At 69.5% G+C, this 3,024-nt stretch carries 2 protein-coding genes; both read left to right on the top strand.

The features are described from left to right. Positions 1 to 1,153: ABC transporter substrate-binding protein (locus ACIRA7_RS16270; protein WP_396221884.1), on the top strand; the 1,153-nt coding region annotated here is incomplete at its 5' end. After that, positions 1,150 to 3,024 (top strand): heparinase II/III family protein (locus ACIRA7_RS16265; protein WP_396221883.1); only part of this gene is annotated, 1,875 nt, incomplete at its 3' end. The genes ACIRA7_RS16270 and ACIRA7_RS16265, both read left to right, overlap by 4 nt.

The following is a 3,024-nucleotide window of genomic DNA, read 5'->3' as shown; positions in this document are numbered from 1 at the left end:
CAGCACCGTGCGCATCGTATTTCACGCCCCACGCGCCTCGCTGCCCTCCGTGCTCGCAGAATTGCCCATCGTGCCGCGACATCTGCTGGACAGCGTGCCACGTCCCCGTTGGCGCGCGCACCCGTTTTCGACCGCGCCGGTGGGCAACGGGCCGTTTCGCTTCGTCTCGCGCACCGCCGGACGCCAATGGCGCTTCGCCCGAAACGCGGCCTTTCCCGCGGCGCTCGGTGGCCCGCCGCGCGCGCGGCAGATCGTCGTCGCCGTCGTCGACGAGGCCGCGACGAAATTCGCCGGATTGGTGAGCGGTGAACTCGATGTGGCCGGCGTGTCGCCCGCGATGGCCCATCTCGTGGAGCGTGATCCGTCGCTCATGCTGATGACGCCTCCGGCCCTCTTCTCCACCGTGCTCGCCTTCAACACCACCCGCCCCCCGTTCAACGACGTGCGCGTGCGTCGCGCCGTCAGCCTCTCGATCGATCGCGTGCGGCTCGTACGCGCGGCCGTCGCGGGCTACGGGACGCCGGCCAGCGGCGCCATCCCGCCGGGCTTGCCCTTTTCCGCAGCCGACGCGCCCCGGCGCGACACCACGCACGCCGATTCGTTGCTCGAGGCGGCCGGCTGGACGCGCACGCCGGCTGGGGCGGGGCGCCAGCGCCGCGGCGTGCCACTCGAGGTCACGTTGCTCACGGTGGGCAGCGGCGATATGGCCGTCGAGCAACTCGTGCAGGCCGACCTCGCGGCACGCGGCATCACCCTCACGCTGCGGGTCATGGAGTTGTCCTCCTTTCTGGCCACCGTGCGGAATCCGGTCAAGCCGTTCGATGTCGTCCTGACCGGAATCCCCGGTGATATCGCGCTCGGGCATCTCTCGGCGATGTTCGCCACGGCGCAGCGCGGCGGCGCACTCGACTACACCGGGTTTCACACCCCAACGCTCGACGCCATGCTCTCCGTCGCGCGCGACGCCGAGCCCGACGCGGCAGCTGCATCGTGGCGCGCCGTCGCATCCGAACTCGATGCCGCCATGCCGGTCGCGTGGCTCTTCCATGCGCGTGGCGTGCAGGGACGTTCGCGAAAGCTCGATGGGGTGCGGATGGACCTGCGTGGTGAACTCGTGTCCGTCGCTCGATGGGCGCGTCGGGACGAACCGTGAGGCGCCTCCGCCTGCTCCCACTCGATCTCGAGGCCCGTCGTCTCGAGACCGCCGAGGGCTCGTCGCTCGCTCCCACGGTGCAGGGGCTCGCCGCTGAACTCGAGCCGTTGATGCAGCGCGATCTCCCCATCCCCGCCCAGAAGGCCCGCCTCACGCGCGTCGGCGGACGCTGCCCGGTACACGGGTCGCTGCTTGAATTCGATCCATGGTCGCCGCATACGCATCACTGTGCGACGTGCGACCGTGCGTACACCGGTGCCGAGCACGACGACTGGTGGGCGATGGGAGCGCAGCTCTACACCGCCGAACGCGCGGTGCATGCTGCCACCGTGTACGCCCTGCGCGGCGATCCACGTCATGCCGACCTCGCCGTGCGGATCCTGGCCGAGTTCGCCGATCGCTATGACCAGTGGCCGAGTCGCGACAACGTGCTCGGCCCCACCCGTCCGTTCTTCAGTACGTACCTCGAGTCAATCTGGCTGCTCAACCTGTGTCATGCGCTCGACCTGCTCGACGCCTCGCTCGCCCCTGGCGCCGATCGCGTCGGCGCGCAGCTGCGCGACCGCCTGATCGCACCCAGTGCGTCGCTCATCGCGTCGTATCATGAGGGCACCTCCAACCGGCAGGTGTGGAATGACGTCGCCGTGCTGTCCGCCTTCCGCGTGCTGCACGACCAACGCGCGTTCGAACGCCGTCTCGAAGCCGATCAGCAGCTGCTCACGTTGCTCGATCAGGGGCTGCTGGCCGATGGCACGTGGTATGAGGGCGAGAACTATCACCTATTCGCGCACCGCGGCTTGTGGTATGGCATGCAATTACTCGCCGCCGCGGAGCTGACGCTCCCCGCTCCCCTCGGCGAGCGATACGCGGCCGGCTTCGTCACACCGTTTCTCGGCCTGCTCCCCGACGAGACGATCCCGTCGCGTCGCGACTCGCAGTACGCCGTCTCCATTCGCCAGTGGCGCTTCGCCGAGTGGTGTGAGCTTGGCTACGCGTATCGGGCCGATCCGCGCCTCGCCGGCGTGCTGTCGCGACTCTACGACGGATCGATTACGCGGCATTCCACGGCCCGGGCCCGTTCCACCGCCGACGCTGAACGCAACGAGGCACCGTCGTCGCTCTCGCGTGCCGACCTGTCGTGGCGATCGGTCCTGATGGCGTCGGCCCAACCCGTGCCGCCGGCCAGCTGGGCGCCGGAGAGCGCGCTGCTCCCGTTACAAGGACTGGCGGTGCTCCGACGCGAGCAGGGACGCGTGTATGTCGCGCTCGAGGGCGGGCACTCCGGCAGCGGGCACGGACATCCGGATCGGCTCGCCCTGTCGCTGCAGACCGGTCGTGAACGGTGGCTCCAGGATCCCGGCACGGGGAGCTATGTAGAACGGACGCTGCATTGGTATCGCAGCACCGTGGCGCATCATGCGCCGTTGGTGAACGGTGCGTCGCAGCCGCCCGCGATGGCCACGCTGCTCGCCTTCGAGGATCGTGGCGGCATGGGCTGGGTGCGGAAACGGGCGACGATCGGGCCGGGCATTCGCGCCACGAGGACCGTCGTGGCGGCAGAGTGCTACTGCGTCGATGTGCTCGACTGGGAACGCGACGTCGATGAATCGGCCGCCGCTCCCCACGCCATCACGATCACGCTGCCGATCTGTGGCGACGCGCGACGCTCCGTCCCGTCGGACTTCAGGCCCACCTCGCGCCCGGGGTGCGGCGGGCTCGAGGACGGATTCGACTTTCTGCACGGCGTCGAGTCGGTCACGATCGAGGGTACCGCGGTGATCGACGCGCTGGCTGTCTCCGCCGACGGCACGACTGGGCATCGTGCGAACGCGCAACTCCTGCTCGCCGCGAGCGTGCCGGCCACGCTGGTG

Source organism: Gemmatimonas sp. (assembly GCF_044376735.1).
GTDB lineage: Bacteria > Gemmatimonadota > Gemmatimonadetes > Gemmatimonadales > Gemmatimonadaceae > Gemmatimonas.
This window is presented reverse-complemented; position numbering and strand designations above follow the sequence as displayed.